This is a genomic window from Streptomyces sp. G45, assembly GCF_049542095.1.
Classification (GTDB): domain Bacteria; phylum Actinomycetota; class Actinomycetes; order Streptomycetales; family Streptomycetaceae; genus Streptomyces.
On record NZ_JBMUZU010000001.1, the window covers coordinates 7,007,639 to 7,032,313 of the forward strand.

19 protein-coding genes and 4 pseudogenes are annotated in these 24,675 nt (G+C 71.9%); 12 read left to right on the forward strand and 11 right to left on the reverse strand.

Annotation, left to right across the window (positions count from 1 at the left end; genetic code table 11):
* Positions 1-10 precede the first annotated feature (10 nt).
* From ACOBQU_RS29650 to ACOBQU_RS29660, 3 genes are all read left to right on the forward strand, one after another.
* Positions 11-1,273 (forward strand): MFS transporter, encoded by a 1,263-nt coding sequence (locus ACOBQU_RS29650; RefSeq protein ID WP_423631195.1) that lies wholly within the window; start codon positions 11-13, stop codon positions 1,271-1,273.
* A gap of 85 nt (positions 1,274-1,358) precedes the next feature.
* Positions 1,359-3,011, forward strand: coding sequence for a glucose-6-phosphate isomerase (pgi, locus tag ACOBQU_RS29655; RefSeq protein ID WP_423631197.1), 1,653 nt, complete (start codon positions 1,359-1,361; stop codon positions 3,009-3,011).
* A gap of 154 nt (positions 3,012-3,165) precedes the next feature.
* Complete coding sequence (locus tag ACOBQU_RS29660; protein WP_423631199.1) at positions 3,166-3,696, forward strand: hypothetical protein; 531 nt, start codon at positions 3,166-3,168, stop codon at positions 3,694-3,696.
* 73 nt (positions 3,697-3,769) lie between these two features.
* On the opposite strand, the gene pgl is transcribed toward ACOBQU_RS29660, so the two are convergent.
* The 5 genes and pseudogenes from pgl to tkt all read right to left on the reverse strand — a co-directional run bounded on the left by pgl (position 3,770) and on the right by tkt (position 10,492).
* Entirely contained in the window at positions 3,770-4,525 is a 756-nt protein-coding gene (pgl, locus tag ACOBQU_RS29665; RefSeq protein WP_423634802.1) for a 6-phosphogluconolactonase, read from the reverse strand.
* A gap of 250 nt (positions 4,526-4,775) precedes the next feature.
* A pseudogene (opcA, locus tag ACOBQU_RS29670) lies at positions 4,776-5,696 on the reverse strand (glucose-6-phosphate dehydrogenase assembly protein OpcA); the annotation flags it as partial.
* Positions 5,693-7,216 (reverse strand): glucose-6-phosphate dehydrogenase, encoded by a 1,524-nt coding sequence (zwf, locus tag ACOBQU_RS29675; RefSeq protein ID WP_423631201.1) that lies wholly within the window; start codon positions 7,214-7,216, stop codon positions 5,693-5,695. The pseudogene opcA and the gene zwf, both read right to left, overlap by 4 nt.
* 6 nt (positions 7,217-7,222) lie before the next feature.
* Entirely contained in the window at positions 7,223-8,365 is a 1,143-nt protein-coding gene (gene tal, locus ACOBQU_RS29680) for a transaldolase (protein WP_423631203.1), read from the reverse strand.
* Positions 8,366-8,398: 33 nt separating this feature from the next.
* Complete coding sequence (tkt, locus tag ACOBQU_RS29685; protein WP_423631205.1) at positions 8,399-10,492, reverse strand: transketolase; 2,094 nt, start codon at positions 10,490-10,492, stop codon at positions 8,399-8,401.
* Between the two features lie 390 nt (positions 10,493-10,882).
* On the opposite strand from tkt, the gene ACOBQU_RS29690 reads away from it, so the two are divergent.
* Entirely contained in the window at positions 10,883-11,851 is a 969-nt protein-coding gene (locus ACOBQU_RS29690; protein WP_423631207.1) for a heme o synthase, read from the forward strand.
* Positions 11,852-11,938: 87 nt separating this feature from the next.
* Here ACOBQU_RS29690 and ACOBQU_RS29695 read toward each other — a convergent pair whose 3' ends face one another.
* A complete protein-coding gene (locus ACOBQU_RS29695) occupies positions 11,939-12,691 on the reverse strand; it encodes an AMP-binding protein (RefSeq protein WP_423631209.1) in 753 nt (250 codons plus the stop codon).
* 38 nt (positions 12,692-12,729) lie between these two features.
* Positions 12,730-13,152 (reverse strand): annotated as a pseudogene (locus tag ACOBQU_RS29700) (AMP-binding protein); the annotation flags it as partial.
* Positions 13,153-13,160: 8 nt separating this feature from the next.
* Here ACOBQU_RS29700 and ACOBQU_RS29705 point away from each other — a divergent pair.
* Together ACOBQU_RS29705 and ACOBQU_RS29710 are read left to right on the forward strand one after the other, a co-directional pair.
* A complete protein-coding gene (locus ACOBQU_RS29705) occupies positions 13,161-13,571 on the forward strand; it encodes a hypothetical protein (protein WP_423631211.1) in 411 nt (136 codons plus the stop codon).
* Positions 13,572-13,672: 101 nt separating this feature from the next.
* Entirely contained in the window at positions 13,673-14,761 is a 1,089-nt protein-coding gene (locus tag ACOBQU_RS29710; protein WP_423631213.1) for an amidohydrolase family protein, read from the forward strand.
* An 80-nt stretch (positions 14,762-14,841) separates the two neighbouring features.
* Here ACOBQU_RS29710 and ACOBQU_RS29715 read toward each other — a convergent pair whose 3' ends face one another.
* The 4 genes from ACOBQU_RS29715 to ACOBQU_RS29730 all read right to left on the reverse strand — a co-directional run bounded on the left by ACOBQU_RS29715 (position 14,842) and on the right by ACOBQU_RS29730 (position 18,579).
* Positions 14,842-15,864: a COX15/CtaA family protein gene (locus ACOBQU_RS29715; RefSeq protein WP_423631215.1), complete on the reverse strand. Its 1,023-nt coding sequence runs from the start codon at positions 15,862-15,864 to the stop codon at positions 14,842-14,844.
* Between the two features lie 122 nt (positions 15,865-15,986).
* Positions 15,987-16,703: an ABC transporter permease gene (locus ACOBQU_RS29720; RefSeq protein ID WP_423634804.1), complete on the reverse strand. Its 717-nt coding sequence runs from the start codon at positions 16,701-16,703 to the stop codon at positions 15,987-15,989.
* A gap of 65 nt (positions 16,704-16,768) precedes the next feature.
* Complete coding sequence (locus tag ACOBQU_RS29725) at positions 16,769-17,695, reverse strand: ABC transporter ATP-binding protein (protein WP_423631217.1); 927 nt, start codon at positions 17,693-17,695, stop codon at positions 16,769-16,771.
* Positions 17,696-17,766: 71 nt separating this feature from the next.
* The gene (locus ACOBQU_RS29730) at positions 17,767-18,579 is read right to left on the reverse strand and encodes an aminoglycoside N(3)-acetyltransferase (RefSeq protein WP_423631219.1); all 813 of its coding nucleotides are present in this window, start codon (positions 18,577-18,579) and stop codon (positions 17,767-17,769) included.
* A gap of 162 nt (positions 18,580-18,741) precedes the next feature.
* On the opposite strand from ACOBQU_RS29730, the pseudogene ACOBQU_RS29735 reads away from it, so the two are divergent.
* The 6 genes and pseudogenes from ACOBQU_RS29735 (at position 18,742) to ACOBQU_RS29760 (ending at position 24,662) form a co-directional block, all read left to right on the forward strand.
* Positions 18,742-19,520, forward strand: a pseudogene (locus tag ACOBQU_RS29735) (helix-turn-helix transcriptional regulator).
* The gene (sufB, locus tag ACOBQU_RS29740; protein ID WP_423631221.1) at positions 19,517-20,938 is read left to right on the forward strand and encodes a Fe-S cluster assembly protein SufB; all 1,422 of its coding nucleotides are present in this window, start codon (positions 19,517-19,519) and stop codon (positions 20,936-20,938) included. The pseudogene ACOBQU_RS29735 and the gene sufB overlap by 4 nt, the downstream one beginning before the upstream one ends.
* Before the next feature lie 162 nt (positions 20,939-21,100).
* Positions 21,101-22,324: a Fe-S cluster assembly protein SufD gene (gene sufD, locus ACOBQU_RS29745; RefSeq protein WP_423631223.1), complete on the forward strand. Its 1,224-nt coding sequence runs from the start codon at positions 21,101-21,103 to the stop codon at positions 22,322-22,324.
* The gene (locus ACOBQU_RS29750; protein ID WP_423631225.1) at positions 22,321-22,638 is read left to right on the forward strand and encodes a bifunctional 3-phenylpropionate/cinnamic acid dioxygenase ferredoxin subunit; all 318 of its coding nucleotides are present in this window, start codon (positions 22,321-22,323) and stop codon (positions 22,636-22,638) included. Before sufD ends, ACOBQU_RS29750 begins: the two co-directional genes overlap by 4 nt.
* A 7-nt stretch (positions 22,639-22,645) precedes the next feature.
* On the forward strand, positions 22,646-23,410 hold the full coding sequence (sufC, locus tag ACOBQU_RS29755) for a Fe-S cluster assembly ATPase SufC (protein ID WP_423631227.1): 765 nt from the start codon (positions 22,646-22,648) through the stop codon (positions 23,408-23,410).
* Positions 23,407-24,662 (forward strand): annotated as a pseudogene (locus ACOBQU_RS29760) (cysteine desulfurase). Before sufC ends, ACOBQU_RS29760 begins: the two are co-directional and overlap by 4 nt.
* Positions 24,663-24,675: the final 13 nt, after the last annotated feature.

A 24,675-nucleotide genomic window follows, 5' to 3' on the forward strand; every position in this document is an offset into this window, starting at 1 on the left:
GGGGGGAGTTGTGACAGCTTCGGACACGGCTGAGGCCGGAGTGAAGGGCGCGCGGAGCGTCGCCTGGCGCGGGGGGTTCGGGCGGCTGTGGGGCGCCGTGGTGCTCTCCAGCTTCGGCGACGGGCTGCGCAAGGCCGCGCTGCCGCTGCTCGCCGCCTCGCTCACCGACGATCCGCTGCTCATAGCGTCCGTGAGCGCCTGCGGCTATCTGCCGTGGCTCGTCTTCGGGCTGCTCGGCGGGGCCATCGCCGACCGGGTGGACCAGCGGCGGGCCATGTGGCGGGTGGACGTGGCGCGGGGCCTGCTCGTCGCGGCCTTCGCCCTCGCCGTGGCGTTCGGGCACGCCTCGATCGGCCTGCTGATTGCGCTGGCCCTGGTGCTCACCACCTTCCAGACCCTGTTCGACAACGCGGCCACGGCCCTGCTGCCCGCCCTCGTGCCCCGGGACGCCCTGGGCAGCGCCAACGCCCGGCTGCTGACCGCGCAGCAGCTCGCCAGCGGCATCCTCGCGGCCCCCGTGGTGCCCTTCCTGATAGCGGCGGCACCGGCCCTGCCGTACGGGATCGACGCGGCGACGTATCTGGCGGGCGCCGCCCTCGTGGCCTCGCTGAGGGTGCCCGCGCCCGGGCACCCGCCCAGATCCGGCGGCGTCACCCTGCGCTCCGACATCGCGGGCGGGCTGCGGGCGCTGTGGCGGGACCGGGTGCTGCGCTGCCTGTGCGCGTCCACCGCCGTGGGCAACGTCGGCATAGGGGCCCTCATCGCCACGCTCGTCGTCCTCGTCACCGGCTGGCTCGACGCGGGCCCCGGCACCTACGCGGCCACCACGACCGCGTACGCGGCCGGGAGCCTCGCGGGCGGGGCGGTCGCCGGACGGCTCGCGCGGCGGCTCGGGCGGGTGCGTGGCATCCTCCTCGCCGGAACGGCCCAGACCGCCGCGCTCGTGGCGATGGGCACGGTCCGCAGCGGCGTGGCCCTGGTGGTGAGCATGACGCTGTTCGGCGCCATGGGGATGCTGTGGAACGTGAACACCCACACCCTGATGCAGGAGCGCGCGCCCGCCGCCATGCTGGGGCGCATCAGCGCGGCGTTCCGGACCATGGCGATCGCCGGGGCGCCGCTCGGCGCGGTGCTCGGCGGGGCCGTGGCCGCCCTGTGGGGGCCGAACACGCCGATGCTGCTCGCGGCCGCCCTGTTCACGCTCTCGGTCCTCGCGCTGACCCCTGCCCTGAAGTCGGCCCACAGCGGACAGACGCCTCAAACCACGCGCTGATCAATTAGGTTGGGAAAGGCAGCGGGGCGTACGCGCGGTACACAGGTTGTACGAGAGAAGGCTGAAGTCCGAGATGAACTCCGAGATGAACGCAGATAGCCGAACCAAGCTGAATCAGACGGCCGAATGGGCGGCCCTGGCCAAGCACCGGGAGCAGCTCGGGGAGGTGCGGCTGCGGGAGCTGTTCGACGCCGACCCCGCGCGCGGCACCACGTACACCCTCCAGGTCGGCGACCTCTACCTCGACTACTCCAAGCACCTGGTGACCGACGAGACCCTCGCGCTGCTGCGGGACCTCGCCAGGGCCACGGACGTCTTCGGGCTGCGGGACGCCATGTTCCGCGGCGAGAAGATCAACACCACGGAGGACCGGGCGGTCCTGCACACCGCGCTGCGCGCCCCGCGCGACGCCGTCATCGAGGTCGACGGCGAGAACGTGGTGCCGGGGGTGCACGCCGTGCTCGACAAGATGTCCGCCTTCGCCGACCAGGTCCGCTCCGGCGCCTGGACCGGCCACACGGGCAAGCGCATCAAGAACGTGGTGAACGTCGGCATCGGCGGCTCCGACCTCGGCCCGGCGATGGCGTACGAGGTGCTGCGCTCGTTCACCGACCGGGACCTGACGGTCCGTTTCGTCTCCAACGTGGACGGCGCCGACCTGCACGAGGCGGTGCGGGACCTGGACGCGGCGGAGACGCTGTTCATCATCGCCTCCAAGACGTTCACCACGATCGAGACGATCACCAACGCCACGTCCGCGCGCGACTGGCTGCTCACCGAGCTGCGCGCCGACCAGAGCGCGGTCGCCCGGCACTTCGTGGCCCTGTCGACCAACGCCGAGAAGGTCGCCGACTTCGGCATCGACACGGCCAATATGTTCGAGTTCTGGGACTGGGTCGGCGGCCGCTACTCGTACGACTCGGCGATCGGCCTCTCCCTGATGATCGCCATCGGCCCGGACCGCTTCCGGGAGATGCTGGACGGCTTCCACCTGGTCGACGAGCACTTCCGCACGGCGCCCGCCGAGGCCAACGCGCCGCTGCTGCTCGGCCTGCTCGGCGTCTGGTACGGCGGCTTCCACGACGCGCAGTCCCACGCGGTCCTGCCGTACTCGCACTACCTGTCCAAGTTCACGGCCTACCTCCAGCAGCTGGACATGGAGTCCAACGGCAAGTCCGTGGACCGGGACGGCAACCCCGTCGAGTGGCAGACGGGCCCGATCGTGTGGGGCACCCCGGGGACGAACGGGCAGCACGCCTACTACCAGCTCATCCACCAGGGCACGAAGGTCATCCCGGCCGACTTCATCGGCTTCGCCGAGCCGGTCGCGGACCTCAGGCCGGGCCTGGTCGCCCAGCACGACCTGCTGATGGCCAACTTCTTCGCCCAGACCCAGGCCCTCGCCTTCGGCAAGACGCCGGACGAGGTGCGCGCGGAGGGCGTGCCGGAGGAACTGGTCCCGCACAAGACGTTCCGGGGCAACCACCCGACGACGACGATCCTCGCGCGCGAGCTGACCCCGTCGGTCCTCGGCCAGCTCATCGCGCTGTACGAGCACAAGGTGTTCGTGCAGGGCGCCGTCTGGAACATCGACTCCTTCGACCAGTGGGGCGTCGAGCTGGGCAAGGTCCTCGCCAAGCGCGTCGAGCCCGCCCTCACCGAAGGCGCGGACGTCCCGGGCCTGGACGCGTCGACGACGGCCCTGGTCGCCAAGTACCGGGAGCTGCGCGGCCGTTGAGCCGCCGCCTCCGCCTGACCGGCGGAGCACCCGGGGGCCGGACGGCCCGCTGCCCCGCCGGGCCCGGCGGGGCAGCGGGCCGGATCACCCGGACGGGCGGCGCGGTGGCCCGCCCGGGTGGTGGGCCGCCGGGGGCCGCGGAAGCATGGCGGGTATGCCACTGCCTCCCGCACCCCCGCCGCCGGACGGCCCCCAGGGGTGGGGCCAGGGGTGGGGCGAGCGGGGGCAGGGCCCCGGGCACGGACCAGGTCAGCGGGGGTGGTCGGCTCCGCCGTCCCGCGGGCGGCGGCAGCGCCGCGTGTGGCCGTGGGCGCTGCTCGCGGTGTTCGTGCTGTGCGCGGGCGGCTGCGTGGCGCTCGTCGTGGGCATCGGCCGCGAGATCGACGAGGAGTCGAAGCGCGAGGTCACGATCACCTACGAGGTGACCGGTGACGCCAGGGCCAAGGACGTCACGATCACGTACGCGACCTACAGCGATGGCAGCCTGTCGCAGCACCAAGTGACGGATGTCGACCCGCCGTGGCGCAAGGAACTGAGGACGAAGGGCTTCGTCAAGGGCGGATTGCTCGCCGTCACCACGGGGACCTCCGGCGGTACGGTCCGCTGCGCGGCCACGGTCGACGGGACCACGCGTACGGCCACCGCCAGCGGTGTGCTCGCCACCGCCAGCTGTGACGTCTTCTGAGCGCACGACGCCGTCGGGCCCCGGACCAGAGGTGGTCCGGGGCCCGAGGGCGTTCAGTCGGCGGCTCAGCGCGTCACGGCGACGCCGGGGGATACAGGTCCCGGGGCAGCTGGGACGCCGCCGCCGCGTCCAGGAGCCACAGGGTGCGGGAGCGGCCGTACGCGCCCGCGGCCGGGGCCTGGATCTCGCCCGCGCCCGACAGGGCGATCGCCGCGGCCTTCGCCTTGTCCTCGCCCGCCGCGAGCAGCCACACCTCGCGGGCCGCGCGGATCGCCGGGAGGGTCAGCGAGATCCGCGTGGGCGGCGGCTTCGGCGCGCCGTGCACGCCGACCACCGTGCGCTCGGTCTCGCGCACCGCGGGCAGCTCCGGGAACAGCGACGCGACGTGCGTGTCCGGGCCGACGCCCAGCATCAGGACGTCGAACGTCGGTACCGGCCCATGGTCCTCGGGACCGGCCGCCGCGGCCAGCTCCGCCGCGTACGCCGCCGCCGCGGCGTCCGCGCCGTCCCCGTCGGCGCCCACCGCGTGCGGGCCGTCCGACGCGGGCATCGGATGCACCCGCGCCGGGTCGAGCGGCACCGCGTCGAGGAGCGCCTCGCGGGCCTGGGTGTAGTTCCGCTCGGGGTCGCCCTCCGGCAGGAACCGCTCGTCGCCCCACCACAGGTCGAGCCGCGACCAGTCCACGGCGTCGCGCGCGGGCGCCGCACTCAGCGCCGCGAGCAGGCCGTTGCCGTTGCGGCCGCCGGTGAGGACCACGGAGGCGGAGCCGCGGGCCGCCTGGGCGTCGACGATCTTCGTGATCAGGCGGGCCGCGGCGGCCTGCGCCATCAGCTCCTTGTCGCGGTGGACGACGAGCTGGGGAGCCGTGCTCACTTGGCGGCCGCCTTCTTCGCCGGGGCCTTCTTCGCGGAGGACGCGCCCTTCGCGGACGCCCCTTCTTCGCCCCGGAGCCGTCGGAGCCGTCGGAGTCGTCGGAGTCGTCGGATCCGGCCGCGCCTTCCGCCCCGGAAGCTGCCGAGGACTCCGATGCCGCCGAGGACTCCGATGCGGCCGACGGCACCGTCGTCCGCGCCGTCTCGCCCAGCCGGTCCACGCCGAACTTCAGCGCCGACGCGTACGTGTCGTCCGGGTCGAGGCGCCGCAGCTCCTCCGCGATCAGCTCGGACGTCTCGCGGCGCTTGAGCGCCACCGCGCGGTCCGGCTGGCCCTGGATGGAGAGCGTGGCGAGCGAGCCGTCCGCGCGGTCGAGCACGATCGGGCCGCAGTTGGTGTCCATGCGGACGCCGGTCAGGCCGGGGCCCGCCGACAGCGTGCGCTTGACCGGGACCGAAAGCCGGTCGGCCAGCCACATCGCGAGCAGCTCGACGCTCGGGTTGAACTCCTCGCCCTCCACCTCCGCGGCGGTGACCTCGCAGGTGACCTGGTCCAGGGCGGCCGCGAGCATGGAGCGCCACGGCGTGATCCGGGTCCAGGACAGGTCGGTGTCACCGGGGTGGTAGGACTCGGCGCGGGCCGTCAGCTCGTGCACCGGCTGCTCGGCGGCGTAGGTGTCCGTGACCCGGCGCTGGGCGAGCGCGCCCAGCGGGTCGCCCACCGGGTCGAGCGGCGCGTTGACCGGCCACCAGGCGACGACCGGGGCGTCCGGGAGCAGCAGCGGCAGGACCACCGACTGGGCGTGGTTGAGGACCTCGCCGTACAGCCGCAGGATGACCGTTTCGCCGGTGCCCGCGTCCGCGCCCACCCGCACCTCGGCGTCGAGGCGCGACTGCGTACGGTCGCGGGGCGAGCGCGAGACGCGCTTGATGACGACGAGGGTGCGCGAGGGGTGCTCGCGCGAGGCCTCGCTGGCCGCCTTCAGGGCGTCGTACGCGTTCTCCTCGTCGGTGACGATGACGAGAGTGAGGACCATGCCGACGGCCGGGGTGCCGATCGCGCGGCGGCCCTGCACGAGCGCCTTGTTGATCTTGCTGGCCGTGGTGTCCGTAAGGTCGATCTTCATGGCCGACGCCAGCTCCGTCCGTCTCGTGCGAGCATTTCGTCCGCCTCGACCGGGCCCCACGTTCCGGCCGGGTACTGCGCGGGCGTGCCGTTGGCGTCCCAGTACTCCTCGATCGGGTCGAGGATCTTCCAGGACAGCTCGACCTCCTCCGTACGCGGGAACAGGTTGGCGTCGCCGAGCAGCACGTCCAGGATCAGGCGCTCGTACGCCTCCGGGCTGGACTCGGTGAAGGACTCGCCGTACGCGAAGTCCATCGACACGTCCCGGATCTCCATGGACGTGCCCGGCACCTTCGAGCCGAAGCGGACCGTGACGCCCTCGTCCGGCTGGACGCGGATGACGATCGCGTTCTGGCCCAGCTCCTCCGTCGCCGTGTGGTCGAAGGGGGAGTGCGGGGCGCGCTGGAAGACGACCGCGATCTCCGTGACGCGGCGGCCGAGGCGCTTGCCGGTGCGCAGGTAGAAGGGGACGCCCGCCCAGCGGCGGTTGTCCACCTCCAGCTTGATCGCGGCGTAGGTGTCGGTCTTGGACTTCGGGTCGATGCCGTCTTCCTGGAGGTAGCCGACGGCCTTCTCGCCGCCCTGCCACCCGGCGGAGTACTGCCCGCGCACCGTGTCGCGGCCCAGGTCCTTCGGGAGGCGCACGGCGCCGAGCACCTTGGCCTTCTCCGCGACGAGCGCGTCCGCGTCAAAGGAGGCGGGCTCCTCCATGGCGGTCAGGGCCATGAGCTGGAGGAGGTGGTTCTGGATGACGTCACGGGCGGCGCCGATGCCGTCGTAGTACCCGGCGCGGCCGCCGATGCCGATGTCCTCGGCCATGGTGATCTGCACGTGGTCGACGTACGACCGGTTCCAGATCGGCTCGAACATCTGGTTGGCGAAGCGGAGGGCCAGGATGTTCTGGACCGTCTCCTTGCCCAGGTAGTGGTCGATGCGGAAGACCTGGTCCGGCGAGAAGACCTCGTGGACGATCGCGTTCAGCTCCTCGGCCGACTTCAGGTCGTGGCCGAAGGGCTTCTCGATGACCGCGCGGCGCCAGGACCCGTCCGGGGCGTCCGCCAGGCCGTGCTTCTTGAGCTGCTGCACGACCTGCGGGAAGAACTTCGGCGGCACCGACAGGTAGAAGGCGAAGTTGCCGCCCGTGCCCTGCGCCTTGTCCAGCTCCTGGATGGTGGCCTTGAGCTGCTCGAAGGCCGCGTCGTCGTCGAAGTTGCCCTGGACGAAGCGCATGCCCTGGATGAGCTGCTGCCAGACCTCCTCGCGGAAGGGCGTGCGCGCGTGCTCCTTGACGGCGTCGTGCACCTCCTGCGCGAAGTCCTCGTCCTGCCACTCGCGGCGGGCGAACCCGATGAGGGAGAAGCCCGGCGGGAGCAGGCCGCGGTTGGCCAGGTCGTAGACGGCGGGCATCAGCTTCTTGCGGGACAGGTCGCCCGTGACGCCGAAGATGACCAGGCCCGACGGCCCCGCGATGCGCGGGAGCCGTCGGTCCGCGGCGTCACGCAGCGGATTGCTGCTCGACACAGTGGGTCAGCCTTCCGAGGGAGCGAGGCGCTTCAGCTCCGCCTCGGTTGACTTCAGCAGGTCGTTCCAGGACGCCTCGAACTTCTCGACGCCCTCGTCCTCCAGGAGCTGCACGACGTCGTCGTAGCCGATGCCGAGCTTCTCCACGGCCTCGATGTCGGCGCGCGCCTGGTCGTAGGTCCCGGCGATGGTGTTGCCGGTGATCTGACCGTGGTCGGCGGTGGCCTCCAGGGTGGCCTCCGGCATCGTGTTGACCGTGCCCGGGGCGACCAGCTCGTCGACGTACAGCGTGTCCTTGTACGCCTTGTCCTTCACGCCCGTCGAGGCCCACAGGGGGCGCTGCTTGTTGGCGTGCGCCTTGTCCAGGGCGGCCCAGCGGTCGGAGGGCTGGGTCGACTTGTCGGCGGAGCCGAACACCTCCTCGTACGCCTGGTAGGCCAGGCGGGCGTTGGCGAGGGCGGCCTTGCCGCGCTGGGCCTTGGCCTCGTCGGTGCCGAGGGCGTCGATGCGCTTGTCGATCTCGGTGTCCACGCGGGACACGAAGAACGACGCCACCGAGTGGATCTTCGACAGGTCCAGGCCGCGCTCCTTGGCCTTCTCCAGGCCCGCCAGGTAGGCGGCCATGACCTCGCGGTAGCGCTCCAGGGAGAAGATCAGCGTGACGTTGACGCTGATGCCGAGGCCGATGACCTCGGTGATCGCCGGGAGGCCCGCCTTGGTCGCGGGGATCTTGATGAGCGTGTTCGGCCGGTCCACCAGCCACGCCAGCTGCTTGGCCTCGGCGATCGTGGCCGCCGTGTTGTGCGCCAGGCGCGGGTCGACCTCGATGGACACGCGGCCGTCCTGGCCGTCGGTGGCGTCGAAGACCGGGCGCAGGATGTCGGCGGCGTCGCGGACGTCCGCCGTCGTGATCATGCGGATGGCCTCTTCGACCGTGACCTTGCGCGCGGCGAGGTCGGCGAGCTGCTGCTCGTAGCCGTCGCCGGACGAGATGGCCTTCTGGAAGATCGACGGATTGGTCGTGACGCCCACGACGTGCTGCTGGTCGATCAGCTCGGCCAGGTTGCCGGACGTGATCCGCTTGCGCGACAGGTCGTCCAGCCAGATCGCGACGCCTTCGTCGGAGAGGCGCTTGACTGCGTCTGTCATGGAATTACATCTCCTACTAGTCGTATACGGGCGTCAGCGCTGAGCGGCTTCGAGGGATTCCCGCGCCGCGGCGGCCACCGCGTCGGCGGTGAAGCCGAACTCGCGGAACAGGACCTTGCCGTCCGCGGAGGCGCCGAAGTGCTCCAGGGACACGATGCGGCCCGCGTCACCGACGTACCTGTGCCAGGTCAGGCCGATGCCCGCCTCGACGGCCACGCGGGCCTTGACGGACGGCGGCAGCACGCTGTCGCGGTACCCCTGGTCCTGCTCCTCGAACCACTCGACCGACGGCATCGACACGACCCGCGTCGGCACGCCCGCCGCCTGGAGCTGCTCGCGCGCCTCGACGGCGAGCTGCACCTCGGAGCCGGTGCCGATGAGGATGACCCGCGGCTCGCCGCCCTCGGCGTCGAACAGCACGTAGCCGCCCCTGGCCGCGCCCTCGGTGACCTCGCGGTCGTACGTCGGCACGCCCTGGCGGGTCAGCGCCAGGCCGTGCGGGGCGCCCTTGCCGAACTCCTTCGTCCAGCGCTTGAGGATCTCGCGCCAGGCGACCGCGGTCTCGTTGGCGTCGGCCGGGCGGACCACGTTCAGGCCCGGGATGGCGCGCAGCGAGGCCAGGTGCTCGACCGGCTGGTGGGTGGGGCCGTCCTCGCCGAGGCCGATGGAGTCGTGCGTCCACACGTACGTCACCGGCAGGTGCATCAGGGCGGACAGGCGCACGGCGTTGCGCATGTAGTCGGAGAACACCAGGAAGGTGCCGCCGTAGACACGGGTGTTGCCGTGCAGGGCGATGCCGTTCATCTCCGCGGCCATGGAGTGCTCGCGGATGCCGAAGTGGATCGTGCGGCCGTAGGGGCTCGCCTCCGGCAGCGGGTTGCCCGCGGGGAGGAACGACGACGTCTTGTCGATCGTGGTGTTGTTCGAGCCCGCGAGGTCGGCGGAGCCGCCCCACAGCTCGGGGATCACCGCGCCGAGGGCCTGGAGGACCTTGCCGGACGCGGCGCGCGTGGCGACGCCCTTGCCCGCCTCGAAGACCGGGAGCTTCTCCTCCCAGCCCGCGGGCAGCTCACCGGCGGCGATCCGGTCGAACTCGGCGGCGCGCTCCGGCTGCGAGGTGCGCCAGGCGGCGAAGCCCTTCTCCCACTCGGCCTTGGCCTGGGCACCGCGGTCCAGGGCCCGGCGGGTGTGCGCGATGACCTCGTCGGAGACCTCGAAGGTCCGCTCCGGGTCGAAGCCGAGGACGCGCTTGGTGGCCGCGACCTCCTCGTCGCCGAGCGCCGAGCCGTGCGCGGCCTCGGTGTTCTGCGCGTTCGGCGCGGGCCAGGCGATGATCGAGCGCATCGCGATGAACGACGGCTTGTCCGTGACGGCCTTGGCCCGCTGGATCGCCTCGTACAGGGCGTGCGGGTCGAGGTCGCCGTTCTCCTTCGGCTCGACGCGCTGCACATGCCAGCCGTAGGCCTCGTACCGCTTGACCGTGTCCTCGGAGATCGCGGTCTCGGTGTCGCCCTCGATCGAGATGTGGTTGTCGTCCCACAGCAGGATCAGGTTGCCGAGCTTCTGGTGCCCGGCCATCGACGACGCCTCGGCGGAGATGCCCTCCTGGAGGCAGCCGTCACCGGCGATCGCGTAGACGTAGTGGTCGAACGGCGACTCGCCCGCGGCGGTGTCCGGGTCGAACAGGCCGCGCTCGTAGCGGGCGGCCATCGCCATGCCCACGGCGTTGGCGACGCCCTGCCCGAGCGGGCCCGTCGTCGTCTCGACGCCGACCGTGTGGCCGTACTCCGGGTGACCGGGGGTCTTCGAACCCCAGGTGCGGAACGATTTCAGGTCGTCCAGCTCCAGGCCGAAACCGGCGAGGTAGAGCTGGATGTAAAGAGTCAGGGAGGAGTGGCCCGCGGAGAGGACGAACCGGTCCCTGCCGGTCCAGTCGGCGTCCGCCGGGTCGTGCCGCATCACCTTCTGGAAGAGGGTGTAGGCGGCGGGCGCCAGGCTCATGGCCGTACCCGGATGGCCGTTGCCGACCTTCTGTACGGAATCCATGGCCAGGACACGGGCGGTGTCGACCGCTCGCTGGTCCAGATCGGTCCACTCAAGGTCTGTGGTGGTCGGCTTGGTGCTCACCCTGGGTCAGGGCTCCTCTCCACATGTCGAATGCCGGCGGCGTGGAAATCGCTCCGGCCGCTGTCGAGCCTACCCCTGTAAGAACGTGCGTCTTTTCGAGTCATTCCAGACTGCCGGGACCCGTCGCGATCCGCCTCCTGAACGGGTCATACCGCATTCACCATGTGAATGAGGAGCTGCTCATCTGGTCGCCATCCGCGCCGACCGGCGAACGCGTGTGCGGGTCCCCGGGGTGGCCGCCCGGGGCGCCCGCGCAACACCCCTCGTCTGGCCGCCCAACACGAACCCACCCCCGCGAAGGGCGAGGTATGGGCAACGTCTAAAGTGGCGTGGTACGCGCGAGCCTTTACCGGAACTTCATGTCTGAAGGTCCGACGTGGGCTTGCTGGGATGTCTCTGTCAGGGGTGTGCGTGACGGCCGTTGAATCCCGTCCAGCGGGGCTACTCGGGACGAGCCAGAGCCCGAGCCACCGGCCGTTCGGGGCCCGGGTCAAGGCGTTCGTGGCGCTGACCAAGCCGCGGATCATCGAGCTGCTGCTGATCACGACCGTGCCGGTGATGTTCCTCGCCGAGCAGGGCGTGCCCGACCTGAAGCTGGTGCTGCTCACCTGCCTGGGCGGCTATCTCTCCGCGGGCGGCGCCAACGCGCTCAACATGTGGTACGACCGCGACATCGACGCCCTGATGGAGCGCACCTCGCAGCGCCCCCTGGTCACCGGCATGGTCAGCCCGCGCGAGTGCCTGGTCTTCGGCATCTCGCTCGCGGTGATCTCCACGCTCCTGTTCGGCCTGACCGTCAACTGGCTGTCGGCCTGGCTGTCCCTGGGCGCGCTGCTCTTCTACGTCGTCGTGTACACGATGATCCTCAAGCGCCGCACCTCGCAGAACATCGTGTGGGGCGGCATCGCGGGCTGCCTGCCCGTCCTCATCGGCTGGTCCTCGGTCACCAACTCCATGTCGTGGGCGCCGGTCATCCTCTTCCTGGTGATGTTCTTCTGGACGCCGCCGCACTACTGGCCGCTGTCCATGAAGGTCAAGGAGGACTACGCGCGCGTGGGCGTGCCGATGCTGCCCGTCATCGCCTCGAACAAGGTCGTCGCCCGGCAGATCGTCGTCTACAGCTGGGTCATGGTCCTGGTGTCGCTGCTGCTGACCCCGCTGGGCTACACCGGCTGGTTCTACACCGCGGTCGCCCTCGCGGCGGGCGGCTGGTGGCTGTGGGAGGCGCACGCGCTGCAGAACCGCGCGAAGGCCGAGGCGACGGGCGCCAAGCTCAAGGAGATGCGCCTCTTCCACTGGTCGATCACGTATGTGTCGCTGCTGTTCGTGGCGGTCGCGGTGGACCCCTTCCTGCGCTAGCCCCACCGTCAACAAAATGGTCAGGCCCCGTCGCCCACCGGGCGGCGGGGCCTCGTCCTGTGCTCGGGCCCCGGTGCGGTACGCCGTTCAGCGGTCCGTGAGATACAGGTAGCCGTCCTCGTCCAGGCGGGCCGCGCGCCCCGTGCGGAACCAGCCGTCGCGCAGCACCGCGTCCGTGGCCCGCTTGTCCCGGAAGTAGCCGTCGAAGAGCGCCGGGCCGCGCACCCACAGCTTGCCGTGCGCGAGGCGGACGTCCACGTCCGGGGCGGGCCTGCCGCAGGTGCCCGGCAGGGAGCGGGCGTCGGCGTGGTCGAGGGCGGCGATGTCGCCCGCCTCGGGGGTGCTGAGGAAGGCCCGGACGCGGGCGCACGGGGTCGCGGTGCGCACCGCTTCGAGGAGCCGCGGCGGCACCGCGGGCCCCGCCGTCTCGACGTCGGCGAGGCGCAGGGTGGCCAGGTGGTGCGGCGCCGCGTCCAGGACGCCCTGCCACGTCGCGGGCCCGCACACCAGCCGCTCCGCGCGGTGCTCCCGCACCGCCGCGCAGAGCGCCCACGGGTCGGGGTGCTCGGGCAGCACCACGGTTCCCCGGGACCGCCACTGCCGCAGCACCGCCGTCCACCGGGCCCAGTGCCCCGGCGGGAACCCGCACACCAGCGCGCCGCGCGGCTCGGGGCGGGATCCGGGGTGGGCGCGCAGCACGCTCGCGCGGTGCGCCAGGACGACGCCGCGCGGGTCTTCGCCGCCGGTGTAGAGCACGAGATGCGGGTCGCGCTCCTCCGGCGGCTGCCGCGGCGGCTCCGCCGGTGCGGCGGCCAGTTCGGAGAGTACGACGTGACGCACCCGGGACCGCTCGCGCTCCCCACCGGCTCCGCTTCCGTCACCAGCAGCCGCGGTCGCGCCGCGCGCACGACCGGGGCGACCGCCGCCTGCGGGGGCAGGGGCACGAGCACCGCCCCGGCCCGCGCCGCCCCGGCGAACAGGGCCAGGGCGTCGAGCGAGGCCCCGGCCACGCACACGACCCGGTCGCCGCGCCGGACGCCCCGCGCCGCGAGCCCGCCGACGGCCCGGTCGGCGGCGGCGTCCAGCTCCGCGAAGGTGAGCGCACGCGCCCCGAGCACCACGGCCGCGCGGCGCGGGGCGGCGCGGGCCGCGGACCGCAGGGCCTCGCCGACCAGCAGACCGGGCATGCCTCGTCCTACCACGCGGTGCCCGAGGACGGAACTCCCGCGCGGTGCGCGGCACGACCGTGGCCGAGACCACTCGGCCCTGGCGTCGCCGAACGATCTACCCGTCGGTAGCATCCTGTGCCATGGCAGACACGGAGCAGGGCACCCCCGAGACGGCCGCGTCCGACGGGCAGACGGCCACGGACACGGCCATGGACACGGCGAAGGACACGGCCAGGGACACCGCGCGCGCCGAGCGCAAGGCGGCCAGGCTGGCCAAGGAGATCACCGCGTTCGCGCGCGCCCACGGCGGCGCCGAGGGACAGGTCGCGTACCTCGGGCAGAAGGGCTCCCGGATCGTCCTCGTCGGCGAGGACGGCGCCTGGGGCGACCTGGTCGCGCCGACCCACGCGATCGCCCTGGGCGCCGTCGGCAAGGCGGGCATCACCGTCCACGAGGCGTTCGACGGCGACCTCGCCGCGAAGGTCAGGACCGGGCGGTACGAGTGGACGCGCATGGCGGGCATCCAGATCGGCGGCCCGAAGAACGACTGACTCCCGCCCGGGGTGGGCACGGAGTGACAAGGCGAGCAACACCTGACGCCGGGGTCACCCGTTAGGGACCGTGGAAGCGCGGTCCACCCATGGGAGCCAGGATGATCGAAACGCCGTCCCTGGTGGACCAGCACTGCCACGGCATCCTGCGCACGGAGCTGGGCCTCGGCACGTTCGAGGCCCACCTTGGCCGGGGCGAGGGCCCGCCCGCGCCCGGCACCACCTTCTTCGACACGCAGACCGGCTTCGCGGTGCGCCGCTGGTGCCCGCCGCTGCTGGGGCTCGAAGCGCACTGCCCGCCCGCCCGCTATCTGGCACGGCGTCGCGAACTCGGCGTCCTGGCGGCCGGGCGGCGCCTGCTGCGCGGCAGCGGCATCACGACGTACCTCGTCGACACCGGCCTGCCCGGGGACCTGACCGGGCCCGGCGAGCTGGCCAGCACCGGCGACGCGGAGGCCCGCGAGATCGTCCGCCTGGAACTGCTGGCCGAGCAGGTCGCCGACACCTCCGGCACCGTCGACTCCTTCCTCGCCAACCTCGCCGAGTCCGTGCACGGGGCCGCGGCCACGGCCGTCGCGTTCACCTCGCTCGCGGGGGTGCGACACGGCGGGGCGCTCCCGGCCGAGCCGCCGGGGCCCGGGGAGGTGCGCGGCGCCGCGGGCCGCTGGCTGGCCCGGCGGCCGGTCGGCGGCGAGCTGGCCGACCCGCTGCTGCTGCGGCACCTGCTGTGGATCGCCGTCGCCTCGGGGCTGCCTCTGCAACTGCACACCGGCTCCGCCGACCCGCGGTGCGCCTTCGGCGGCTTCGCCCGCGCCACGGCGGGCCTCGGCACGGACCTGGTGCTGCTGCACGGCTATCCCCACCACCGCACGGCGGCCCAGCTCGCGGGGTCCTTTCCGCACGTGTACGCGGACGTGGGGCCCGCCCTCGCGCGCACCGGGGCCCGGGCCGCCGCCGTCCTCGCCGAGATCCTGGAGCTGGCCCCGTTCGGCAAGCTGCTCTTCTCCAGCGGCGCCCACGGCCTGCCCGAGCTGCACGTGGTCGGGGCCCAGCTGTTCCGGGAGGCCCTGGGCCGGGTGCTCGGGACGTGGGTGGCCGAGGGGGCGTGGTCGCTGACGGACGCGCAGCGGGTCGCGGGGATGATCGCGGCGGGGAACGCGCGGCGGGTGTACGGGCTGGGGGACGCGTAAGCCGGACGGGACCGGAGGGGCGGATCAGAGGGGCGGACCGGAGGGGCGGGCCGGAAGGGTGGACCAGAGGGGCCCCGGGGTCAGACCGGGGAGAGCCGGGAGTCGTCCACCTGCGTCGGCAGCTCCGCCGTCGCCGTCGGCCGCTCCCGCAGCGACAGCAGCACGCGCAGGGTGCCGATCCACACCAGGCACGAGCCCAGCATGTGCGTGGCCACCAGGACCTCCGGCAGGTCCGTGAAGTACTGGACGTAGCCGACGACGCCCTGGGCGAGCAGGATCAGGAACAGGTCCCGGGTGCGGGCCAGCGGGCCGCGCGGGGCGTCCACGGCCTTGAGGACGAACCACAGGGCGAAGGCCAGCGTCACCACGACCCACGCCAGGACGGCGTGCAGCTTGGTCACGCCCTCCCAGTCCAGGCCGACGGCGCCGACGTTCATGCGCGGTACGTCACTGGAGTCGCCCGCGTGCGGTCCGGCGCCGGTCACGACCGTGCCGACCGCGATCAGCAGCACGGTGACGGAGGTCAGGACCCACACCAGCTGCGCGACCGCCTTGCCGACGAGCGGACGCGGCTGGGCGTCGCCCTCGCGGGTGCGCTGCCACATCGCCGTGGCGACCGCGATCAGGGCGGTGGAGAGCAGGAAGTGCGCCGCCACGGTGTACGGGTTCAGGCCGACGAGGACGACGATGCCGCCCAGCACCGCGTTCCCCATGACCAGCCAGAACTGGGCCCAGCCGTAGCGGGTCAGGCTCCGCCGCCACGGCTTCTGGGCGCGCGCGGCGATGATGGCCCAGCCGACGGCGGCGCACAGCACGTACGTCAGCATGCGGTTGCCGAACTCGACGACTCCGTGGAAGCCCATCTCGCTGGTCGCGGTGAGGGACTCGTCGGTGCACTTGGGCCAGGTCGGGCAGCCGAGGCCGGAGCCCGTGAGGCGGACGGCGCCGCCGGTGACCACGATCACCACCGTCATCACGAGCGAGGAGAGCGCCGCGCGCCGGACGGTCCGTTCGGTCGGAGTCCAGCGTTCCGCGATGAAGGCGAGCGGGTTGCGCACGAACTGGGCGGCGTCGGCTCGGGTCACTTTTGGCACAGGCCCCATCGTAGGGGGCCGCTTGTGCACGGCTTCACGAGGGGGACGTATCCGGTGCTTCTGTGACGCCGGTTACTCCGGATACTCCCAGTCGGCGTACTCCGGATACTCCCCGTCGGCGCCCCGGCCGGTCACTCCCAGCGGAAGAACCGCGCCGCCGCCCCCAGCCCGAGCACCGCCCACACCGCGAGGATCCCGAGGTCGCCCCACGGCATCGCCGCGCCGTCCCGGAGCACGTCCCGCAGGCCGTCGGAGAGGGCCGAGATCGGCAGCAGGGCGAGCGCGGAGGCGACGGCGCCGGGGAACTTGTCGAGCGGCACGATGACGCCGCCGCCGACGAGCAGGAGCAGGAAGACCAGGTTCGCGGCGGCCAGGGTCGCCTCCGCCTTCAGGGTGCCCGCCATCAGCAGGCCGAGCCCGGAGAACGCGGCCGTGCCGAGGACCAGGAGCAGCAGCACCGCGAGCGGGTTGCCGTGCGGGGACCAGCCGAGCGCGAACGCGATGGCGGTCAGGAGGGCGATCTGGAGCACCTCGGTGACCAGGACCGACAGGGTCTTCGCGGTCATCAGGCCCCAGCGCGGCAGCGGGGACGCCCCGAGCCGTTTGAGCACGCCGTAGCGCCGCTCGAAGCCGGTGGCGATGGCCTGCCCGGTGAACGCGGTGGACAGCACGGCGAGCGCGAGGACGCCGGGGGCCAGGAAGTCCACGGCCTTCCCCTCGCCGGTGTCGACGATGTCCACGGCGCTGAACAGCACGAGCAGCAGTGTGGGGATCACGACGGTGAGCAGCAGCTGCTCGCCGTTGCGCAGCAGCATCCTGGTCTCCAGGGCGGCCTGCGCGGCGATCATGCGGCGCAGCGGGGCGGCGCCCGGCTTCGGGCTGTAGGTGCCCGGCGTACTGGTGGGGGTGCTGGTCACGACCGCAGCTCCTTGCCCGTGAGCTCCAGGAAGACGTCCTCCAGGGTGTGCCGTTCGACGGAGATCCGGTCCGGCATGACGCCGTGCTGGGCGCACCAGGAGGTGACGGTGGCCAGCAGCTGCGGGTCGACGGTGCCGCTGACGCGGTAGGCGCCGGGGGTGATCTCGGCGGCGGCGGAGTCCGGCGGCAGCGCCTTGAGCAGGGAGCCGACGTCGAGCCCGGGGCGGCCGGTGAAGCGCAGGGTGTTCTCGGCGCCGCCGCGGCACAGCTCCTCGGGGCTGCCCTGGGCGATGACCTTGCCCGCGTCGATGATGGCGACGTCGTCGGCCAGCTCCTCGGCCTCGTCCATGTGGTGGGTGGTGAGGATCACACAGACGCCGTCGGCGCGCAGGTCGCGGACGAGGTCCCAGGTGGCGCGGCGGGCCTGCGGGTCGAGGCCCGCGGTGGGCTCGTCGAGGAAGACCAGCTCGGGACGGCCGACGACCGCCATGGCCAGGGCGAGGCGCTGCTGCTGGCCGCCGGAGAGGCGGCGGTAGGCGGTGCGGCCGCAGTAGCCGAGGCCGAGGCGGTCGATGAGGGCGTCGACGTCGAGCGGGTGGGCGTGCAGCTTGGCGACGTGGCGCAGCATCTCGTCGGCGCGCGCGCCGGAGTAGACGCCGCCGGACTGGAGCATCACGCCGATGCGCGGCCGCAGCTCGGCGCCCCGCGCCACGGGGTCGAGGCCGAGGACGCGGACGGATCCGGCGTCGGGTGTGCGGTAGCCCTCGCAGATCTCGATGGTGGTGGTCTTGCCGGCGCCGTTCGGGCCGAGGACGGCGGTGACGGTGCCCGCGAGGACCCGCAGGTCGAGGCCGTCCACCGCGGTCTTTGTCCCGTACCGCTTGACCAGGCCCTCGGCTTGGACGACGGACTCAGTTCCCATGACGGGAGAGTCTAGAGAGCGTGGGCCGTCCCGTGACCAGGGGGCCCGGCGGCCCTCCGGGGCGGCAAGGGTCACGCGGGGCGCGGCCGGTGCCGGGGCAGCCACGTCTCGGCGTACGCGACGGCCTCGGGGAGCGCGAACACGCGCGCGGTGGCGGCGCCGACCGACCCGCGCACCACCGGGCGCTCCTTCTCGAAGTCCGCGCCCAGGTCCGCGAAGCGGTCCTCGCTGATGGCGGGCTCGCGGACGGTCATCCAGCGGCGGCCGCCCCCGGTCAGGACGGCGAAGGAGTTCTCCACGAGCGGCGCCGGGCCGCGGTACTCGGCGAGGTGGAAGGCCGTGCAGGAGGCGAAGCCCGCGCCCAGGAGCAGCACGCGCGCGCCCGCCCGCTCCAGGTGGGCCAGCGGGCTGCGCTCGCCGAGGCGGCAGTCCAGGGCGTGGCCGTCCATCAGCTCCGCCGCGCGGGGGCCGATGGCGGCGAACGACGTCTGCGGGTGCGCGCTGCGCACGGCGCCCGGCCAGGTGCGGACGGTCTCGGGGATCACGCCGACGCCGCGGGTGCGGGTGGTGCGCGGGTCGTAGGCGGGCAGCCAGGCGCGGATGTCGGGCCACCACTCCTGCGGCACGGGTGGGTCCGTCCACTCCGCGGGGTCGGAGTTGTCACCGGACTGGGTGGGCACGACCAGCGTGCCGTCCTCGCCGAGGGCGTCGAGCAGGGCCCGCACGACGGCCTCGGCGCCGCCGCAGACCCAGCCGAGCGAGCTGAGCGAGGAGTGGACGAGCAGGATCTCGCCACGGCTGACGCCGAGCGCGCGCAGCTCGGCCGCGAGGGTGGCGCGGGTGCACAAAGGGCCGGTCACAGGGGGTGCGGAGGTCTCCGACATGCTTCCGCAGTGTTCTGCAAAGCCGTCTCCGGTGCCATCGATTTGCCGGGGCCGGTGATCGTTTCCGCAGGTCAGCTTAGGTGAACCTAAGTGACGCACCGCACCGCGAGGTGATCCGGATGCGGCTTGTCAGGCTCTGAAGAATTACGCAACAATGGCGTTGTGAAAAACGTGGGCGAGGCTCGGGAGACCCCCTCGGGGGCCCCTCAGGAAGAGCTGGCGACCGGTGAGCGCTCCACGCGCAACCGCGTCGCGCGCTCCATCCTGGACCACGGCCCCTCCACCGTCGCCGACCTCGCGGGCCGCTTGGGCCTGACCCAGGCCGCCGTCCGCCGCCACCTGGACGCCCTCGTCCAGGAGAACGTGGTGGAGCCCCGCGAGAAGCGCGTCTACGGCGCCCGCTCCCGCGGCCGCCCCGCGAAGGTCTTCGCGCTCACCGACTGCGGCCGGGACGCCTTCGACCAGTCGTACGACGCGCTGGCCGCCGACGCCCTGCGCTGGATCGCCGAGCGGCACGGCCCGGAGGCGGTCGCCGAGTTCGCCCGCGCCCGCATCGCCGAGCAGGCCAAGGCCTACCGCGCGGCGATCGAGGCGGCGCCCCCGAGAGCCGCACACAGGCGCTGGCGAAGGCATTGACCGCGGACGGGTACGCTGCTACGGCGCGCAGTGCGCCCCGCCCCGGCAAGGGCGAGCAGCTCTGCCAGCACCACTGCCCGGTCGCCCACGTCGCCGAGCAGTATCCGCAGCTGTGCGAGGCGGAGACGGAGATCTTCTCCAGGCTGCTCGGGACGCACGTCCAGCGGCTCGCCACCATCGCCCACGGCGACGGCGTCTGTACGACGTACATCCCGCACGGCACGCCGGGCACCCCACAGACCACACAGACCACACAGACCACTCAACGAGCATCCGCAAGCACGGCCGGGAGGAACCCCGCATGACTCTCCCCACGGAGACTGCCCACCCTGAGCTGGAGGGCCTGGGCAAGTACGAGTACGGCTGGGCCGACTCCGACGAGGCCGGTGCCGCTGCCAAGCGCGGTCTGAGCGACGCGGTCGTCCGCGACATCTCGGACAAGAAGTCCGAGCCGGAGTGGATGACCAAGCTGCGCCTGAAGGGCCTGAAGCTCTTCGAGAAGAAGCCCATGCCCAACTGGGGCTCGGACCTGTCGGGCATCGACTTCGACAACATCAAGTACTTCGTGCGGTCCACCGAGAAGCAGGCCGAGTCCTGGGAGGACCTGCCGGAGGACATCAAGAACACGTACGACAAGCTCGGCATCCCCGAGGCGGAGAAGCAGCGCCTCGTCGCCGGTGTCGCCGCGCAGTACGAGTCCGAGGTCGTCTACCACCAGATCCGCGAGGACCTGGAGGAGCAGGGCGTCATCTTCCTCGACACCGACACGGCCCTCAAGGAGCACCCCGAGCTCTTCAAGGAGTACTTCGGCACGGTCATCCCGGCCGGTGACAACAAGTTCGCCGCGCTGAACACGGCCGTGTGGTCCGGCGGATCGTTCATCTACGTCCCCAAGGGCGTGCACGTCGAGATCCCGCTCCAGGCGTACTTCCGCATCAACACGGAGAACATGGGCCAGTTCGAGCGGACGCTGATCATCGTCGACGAGGACGCCTACGTCCACTACGTCGAGGGCTGCACGGCGCCGATCTACAAGTCGGACTCGCTGCACTCCGCGGTCGTCGAGATCATCGTCAAGAAGGGCGGCCGCTGCCGCTACACGACGATCCAGAACTGGTCGAACAACGTCTACAACCTGGTCACCAAGCGCGCCGTGGCCTACGAGGGCGCAACCATGGAGTGGATCGACGGCAACATCGGCTCCAAGGTCACCATGAAGTACCCCGCCGTCTACCTGATGGGCGAGCACGCCAAGGGCGAGACCCTGTCCATCGCCTTCGCGGGCGAGGGCCAGCACCAGGACGCGGGCGCCAAGATGGTCCACATGGCGCCGAACACGTCGTCCAACATCGTCTCCAAGTCGGTGGCGCGCGGCGGCGGCCGCACCTCGTACCGCGGCCTGATCGAGATCGGCGAGGGCGCCCCGGGCTCGAAGTCCAACGTGCTCTGCGACGCGCTGCTCGTCGACACCATCTCCCGCTCGGACACCTACCCCTACGTCGACGTCCGCGAGGACGACGTGTCCATGGGCCACGAGGCGACCGTCTCCAAGGTCTCCGAGGACCAGCTCTTCTACCTGATGAGCCGCGGTCTGACCGAGTTCGAGGCGATGGCGATGATCGTGCGCGGCTTCGTCGAGCCGATCGCCAAGGAGCTCCCCATGGAGTACGCCCTGGAGCTCAACCGGCTGATCGAGCTGCAGATGGAAGGCGCGGTGGGCTAGGGCGCCCCGCGCAGCAGACCCCATGACCCGGGCTCATTCGCTGAGCCCCGCGAGCTCGCCGCAGGGCGGGCCGGAGCGGTCCTCGCCACCAGGCGAGGACCGGCCCGGCCAGCCGGGCGGCGGGTGAGCACGACGAGGCAGAAAGCGAGCAACACGACAGCCATGGCCCAGAACATCCCGGCGGGTGCCACCACCTCCGGCTCCATCACGGCGGGCGCCACCAGCACCGGTGCCGGCCCGGCGGGAGCCGTCGCGGTGGCGGCCGAATCCACCGTCGCCACGCGCATGAGCGCGCCGCCGTCCTTCGACGTGGCGGACTTCCCGGTGCCGCACGGCCGCGAGGAGGAGTGGCGGTTCACCCCCCTGGAGCGGCTGCGCGGGCTGCACGACGGCACCGCCGTCGCCACCGGCGAGGGCGTCAAGGTCGAGGTGGAGGCCCCCGAGGGCGTCACCGTCGAGACCGTCGGCCGCGACGACGCCCGCCTGGGCCGGGCGGGCACGCCCGTGGACCGGGTCGCCGCGCAGGCGTACTCGGCGTTCGAGAAGGCCTCGGTCGTCACCGTCCCCAAGGAGACGGTGCTGAGCGAGCCGATCCGCATCGCCGTGCACGGCGAGGGCGGCACCGCCTTCGGCCACCAGGTCATCGAGCTGGGCGCGTTCGCCGAGGCCGTCGTCGTCATCGACCACTCCGGGGACGCGGTCCTCGCCGCCAACGTGGACTACGTCCTCGGTGACGGCGCCAAGCTGACCGTCGTGTCCGTGCAGGACTGGGACGACAAGGCCGTGCACGTGGCGCAGCACAACGCGCTCGTCGGCCGCGACGCCTCCTTCAAGTCCGTCGTCGTCACCTTCGGCGGCGACGTCGTCCGCATCCACCCCCGCGTCGCCTACGCGGGCACGGGCGGCGAGGCCGAGCTGTTCGGCCTGTACTTCACGGACGCGGGCCAGCACCAGGAGCACCGCCTCCTGGTCGACCACAACGTCCCGCACTGCAAGTCCAACGTCGTCTACAAGGGCGCGCTCCAGGGCGACGACGCGCACGCGGTGTGGATCGGTGACGTGCTCATCGAGGCCAAGGCCGAGGGCACCGACACCTACGAGATGAACCGCAACCTGGTCCTGACGGACGGCGCCCGCGTCGACTCCGTACCGAACCTGGAGATCGAGACCGGCGAGATCGTCGGCGCCGGTCACGCGTCCGCGACCGGCCGCTTCGACGACGAGCAGCTCTTCTATCTGATGGCCCGGGGCATCCCGGAGCGCGAGGCCCGCCGCCTGGTGGTCCGCGGCTTCTTCGCCGAGCTGGTCCAGCAGATCGGCGTCGACGACATCGAGGAGCGGCTCATCGCGAAGATCGAAGAGGAGCTGGAGGCGTCCGTCGCATGACGTACGTACGCGCCTGTGGACTGAGCGAGCTGGAGGAGGACACCCCCAAGCGGGTGGAACTCGACGGCACGCCGGTCTCGGTCGTCCACACCGAGGGCGAGGTGTTCGCGATCCACGACATCTGCTCGCACGCGAACGTCTCCCTCTCCGAGGGCGAGGTGGAGGACTGCCAGATCGAGTGCTGGCTGCACGGCTCCGCGTTCGACCTCCGCACCGGCAAGCCGTCCGGCCTTCCCGCGACGCGCCCCGTCCCCGTATACCCCGTAAAGATCGAAGGGGACGACGTGCTCGTCTCCCTCTCCCAGGAGTCCTGAGGCACCCATGGCAACGCTTGAAATCCGCGACCTGCACGTGACCGTCGAGGTCGAGAACGGCACCAAGGAAATCCTCAAGGGTGTCGACCTGACCGTGAAGCAGGGCGAGACGCACGCCATCATGGGCCCCAACGGCTCCGGCAAGTCGACCCTCGCCTACTCCCTCGCGGGCCACCCGAAGTACACCATCACCGGCGGCACCGTCACCCTCGACGGCGAGGACGTCCTGGAGATGGAGGTCGACGAACGCGCCCGCGCGGGCCTGTTCCTGGCCATGCAGTACCCGGTCGAGGTCCCCGGCGTCTCGGTCTCCAACTTCCTGCGCACCTCCGCCACCGCCATCCGCGGCGAGGCCCCCAAGCTCCGCACCTGGGTGAAGGAGGTCAAGGAGTCGATGGCCGCGCTCCAGATGGACCCGTCCTTCGCCGAGCGCAACGTCAACGAGGGCTTCTCCGGCGGTGAGAAGAAGCGCCACGAGATCCTCCAGCTGGAGCTGCTCAAGCCGAAGATCGCGATCCTCGACGAGACGGACTCCGGCCTGGACGTCGACGCGCTGCGCGTGGTCTCCGAGGGCGTCAACCGCGTCCGCGAGACCGGTGAGGTCGGCACCCTGCTCATCACGCACTACACGCGCATCCTGCGCTACATCAAGCCCGACCACGTCCACGTCTTCGCCAACGGCCGCATCGCCGAGTCCGGCGGCCCCGAGCTGGCCGACAAGCTGGAGAACGAGGGCTACGAGGCATACGTGAAGGGAGGCGCGTCCGCGTGACAGCGCTGCCGGGCCTCCTCGACACCGAGGCGCTCCGCAAGGACTTCCCGATCCTGGAGCGGACGCTCCACGACGGCAAGAAGCTGGTGTACCTGGACAACGCGGCGACCTCCCAGACGCCGCGCCAGGTCATCGACGTGGTCAGCGAGTACTACGAGCAGCACAACGCCAACGTCCACCGCGGTGTGCACGTCCTCGCGGAGGAGGCCACGGCGCTGTACGAGGGCGCCCGTGACAAGGTCGCGGCGTTCATCAACGCGCCGAGCCGCGACGAGGTGATCTTCACCAAGAACGCCTCGGAATCGCTCAACCTCGTGGCCAACATGCTGGGCTGGGCCGACGAGCCCTACCGCGTGGACCACGACACCGAGATCGTCATCACGGAGATGGAGCACCACTCCAACATCGTGCCGTGGCAGCTGCTCTCGCAGCGCACGGGCGCGAAGCTGAAGTGGTTCGGCCTCGCCGACGACGGCCGCCTCGACCTGTCGAACATCGACGAGGTCATCACGGAGAAGACGAAGATCGTGTCCTTCGTCCTGGTCTCCAACATCCTGGGCACGGTCAACCCGGTCGAGGCGATCGTGCGCCGCGCCCAGGAGGTCGGCGCCCTGGTCCTGGTCGACGCCTCCCAGGCCGCGCCGCACATGCCGCTGGACGTGCAGGCCCTCCAGGCCGACTTCGTGGCCTTCACCGGCCACAAGATGTGCGGTCCGACGGGCATCGGCGTGCTCTGGGGCCGCCAGGAGCTGCTGGAGGACCTGCCCCGTTCCTCGGCGGCGGCGAGATGATCGAGACGGTGTCCATGCACTCCTCGACGTACGCCCCCGCGCCGCACAAGTTCGAGGCGGGCACCCCGCCGATCGCCCAGGCCGTCGGCCTCGGCGCGGCCGTGGACTACCTCACGGCCATCGGCATGGACAAGATCGAGCGCCACGAGCACGCGATCACCGAGTACGCGGTGAAGCGGCTGCTCGAAGTCCCGGACCTGAAGATCATCGGTCCGGCCACGGCCGAGGACCGGGGCGCCGCGATCTCCTTCACGCTCGGCGACATCCACCCGCACGACGTGGGCCAGGTCCTCGACGAGCAGGGCATCGCGGTCCGGGTCGGCCACCACTGCGCCCGCCCGGTCTGCCTGCGCTACGGAATTCCCGCGACCACGCGGGCGTCGTTCTATCTGTACTCCACGCCCGGCGAGATCGACACGCTCGTCGAGGGTCTGGAGCACGTCCGGAACTTCTTCGCCTGAGGGGCTGGCTGGG